This is a genomic window from Pseudomonas sp. P5_B2 (assembly GCF_056400445.1).
Map to the genome: position 1 here is coordinate 1 of NZ_JBFULH010000499.1, position 3,026 is coordinate 3,026.

At 60.0% G+C, this 3,026-nt stretch carries 3 protein-coding genes; 2 read left to right on the forward strand and 1 reads right to left on the reverse strand.

The window, feature by feature from the left end; all coding sequences use genetic code 11:
• Positions 1–50 precede the first annotated feature (50 nt).
• Together AC1DRJ_RS22960 and AC1DRJ_RS22965 are read left to right on the forward strand one after the other, a co-directional pair.
• Positions 51–173, forward strand: coding sequence for a hypothetical protein (locus AC1DRJ_RS22960; protein WP_477804167.1), 123 nt, complete (start codon positions 51–53; stop codon positions 171–173).
• A 354-nt stretch (positions 174–527) separates the two neighbouring features.
• Positions 528–1,913 (forward strand): aldehyde dehydrogenase family protein, encoded by a 1,386-nt coding sequence (locus tag AC1DRJ_RS22965; protein ID WP_477804168.1) that lies wholly within the window; start codon positions 528–530, stop codon positions 1,911–1,913.
• A gap of 137 nt (positions 1,914–2,050) precedes the next feature.
• Here AC1DRJ_RS22965 and AC1DRJ_RS22970 read toward each other — a convergent pair.
• Positions 2,051–3,026, reverse strand: a 976-nt coding sequence (locus AC1DRJ_RS22970) for an aldo/keto reductase (RefSeq protein ID WP_477804169.1), incomplete at its 5' end; no start/stop codon positions are given.

A 3,026-nucleotide genomic window follows, 5' to 3' on the forward strand; every position in this document is an offset into this window, starting at 1 on the left:
TCTCTCAATCGAGTCTAAGCTCAACTACCAGGCCCGAATGAGGTGCCGAAATGTCTGACTTCGACTACGACTTGATTGTGATCGGTTCCGGGTTCGGCGGCAGAGTTGCCGCCTTGCGCGCGACCGAAAGCTACCGGGTCGGCGTCATGGAGGCAGGACGGGCGATGGCCTGATAGCGCGATCCCCAAGACCAACTGGGATGTTTACCTCTGGCAGCCTGAAGCGCAAATGTACGGCTTACAGCGCCTGACGTTCCTCGACGATGTGCTGGTGCTCCACGGCGCCGGAGTTGGCGGCGGCTCGCACGTTACGGCAGCACGCTCTACGTACCACCCAAGAAATTCTTCGCCGCGCCAGAGTGGTCGTACATTACTGACTGGTACGACAAGATGCCGGCGTACTTCGATCAGGCACTGCGCATGCGAGCAGGATGGCGAAATTGCAGTGCGCCTCTGAGCGCTCTCGGTCACTGGATACAGGCGCCAGCGACAAGCGTCGCTCGCCACATTTGCGGGAGTAAATTCAGCATGTCGAATCCTGACTATTCATCGCTTGTCGCTGTTCAGCGGGCTTACTTCCTTGAGGGCCATACGCGCTCACTGGCGTGGCGCAAGACCCAGCTCGAAGCGGTCAAGGCCTTGTTCACCGACCATCACGACGAGTTGTGCGACGCACTCTGGAAGGATCTGCGCCGCAACGTCAACGATGCCGAGCTGATGGACGTGAACTACTGCGCGAAGGAGGCGGCCTACGCCCTAAAGCACATCGAGTCATGGATGGAGCCGCTGCACGAGCCGATGCCCGTGATGTTCGAGCCTGGCTATATCCGCGTACATCGCGATCCGCTGGGCGTTGCGCTGATCATCAGTGCGTGGAACGAACCGCTCATGTTGCTCTTCGGCCCTTTAGTGGCCGCGCTGGCCGCTGGCAACACGGCGGTGCTCAAACCCTCAGAGGTTGCGGCTCACTGTGCGAGCGCTGTGGCGCGTCTGGTGCCCCAGTATTTCGATCCGCGCATAGTCGCGGTCGTAGAGGGGGCTGTCCCCGAGACCACGGCCTTGCTGGCACAGCAGTGGGATATGATTTTTTTCACCGGCAGCCCGTCGGTTGGCAAGATCGTGCATCAGGCCGCCGCGAAAAACCTCACCCCCTGCGTGCTCGAACTGGGCGGCAAAAATCCGACCATCGTCCATGCATCGGCCAATCTGAAGGTCGCCGCACGGCGTATCGCCTACGGGCGCTTTGCCAATTCCGGCCACATCTGCACGGCGCCCGATCATGTGCTGGTCTGGCCGCAGGTCAAGGATGAATTTGTGCAGCACATGAAGGACACCATCCGCGAGTTCTACGGCGATGATCCGAAGCAGAGTCCAGACTACGGGCGCGTGATCAACCGTCGCAACTTCGATCGGCTGGTGGCGTTGCTCGGCAGCGGCACGGCCGTCGCCGGCGGCCAGACCGACCCGGACGAGCTGTACATCGCGCCGACGGTGCTGGTAGATGTTGCATTGGATTCGCCGATCATGCAGGAAGAGGTCTTCGGCCCGATCCTTCCGGTGCTTGAGATTGATTCGATAGGCGCCGTTATCCAGTGGATCAACGACCGGCCAAGCCCACTCGGCGTGTACATATTTTCCGAGGACGATGACGTAGTGAACGAGATTTTGGCCTTCACGCGTTCCGGCGACGCGGAGGTCAATGACTGCGCGATCCATCCGCTGTTTCCGGAGCTTCCATTCGGTGGGGTTGGCAGTTCCGGCATGGGCAAGTATCACGGGCGCTGGGGATTCGAAGCCTTTACCAATGCGCGAGGGGTGCTGCATCACAGCACCGCGATCGATCCTGGTGTTCGCTATCCGCCTTATGACAAGCACAGGGTTGAACGAGTGATCGTCAACAAGCTGATGCCATAGGGGGCGTTAGTCCACCGCAATAAGCGTGGGAGCGAGACCGGCTTGCCGGCGATGAGGTCAGCACATTCGACATGGATGCTGAATGTCAGTCCTCTATCGCCGGCAAGCCGGTCTCGCTCCCACAGTTTTGATGTGTGTCAGGCCACAGGGACGATAGGCAGGTCCAGAGTCTCAGCCCCGGTAAACCGCGCCACCGATCCGGCAATCGTTTCATGCGGCACACCCTTGGCCACATCGCTGACCCCATCCAGTCGCGATAACTGCTCGGCACTCATCTCTACGGCCAAAGCTCCCAGCGTCGCGTCCAGTTGTTCGCGGGTGCGCGAGCCAAGAATCGGAATCAGCGCCGTTGTTGAACGCTTGGCTTTTTCCCGCAACCAGGCAATGGCCACGTGGGTTGGCGTGGCCTCAAGTTCTGACGCCACCGCGAGCAAGGTGTCGAGCAGGGCTGTTTCATGGGCGCTTTTTTCGCTGTGAATCAGCATGCCGAGTTTCGCGGCGCGGTTGTTCTCATCACGAGTGCGGTATTTGCCGGTGAGAAATCCGCCACCCAATGGTGACCACAACGTGGCGGCCAGCCCCAGCGCTTCTGCCATCGGCAACAGTTCACGCTCAGCGGTGCGCTCGGCCAGGCTGTATTCGGCCTGAATCGCCACAATTGGTGCAAAACCGCGCACTTCGGCCAGTACGTCAGCGCGGGCGATGCGCCAGGCCGGGAAATTTGACAATCCCGCGTAGTGAATCTTGCCGGCACGCATCAGGTCGTCGAAGCCCCGGAGGATTTCTTCCATTGGCGTCACGCCATCGCTCATATGCGCCCAGAACAAGTCGATGTGATCAGTGTTCAACCGTTTGAGGCTTTCCTCGACGGCGCGGACCATGTTCTTGCGGCTGTTGCCAGTGTGGGAAATGCCTGCGTCCGGCGTAGTCCCCATGGTGAATTTGGTCGCGATCACCAACCGGTCTCGCTCGGCGGCAATGAACTCGCTAAGCATTGCTTCCGACTGACCCGCCTGATAGCCGTTGGCGGTGTCGATGAAGTTTCCGCCAGCCTCAAGGTAGCCATCGAAAATACGCTTGGCTTCGTCACGTTCAGCGCCATGACCCCAGCCG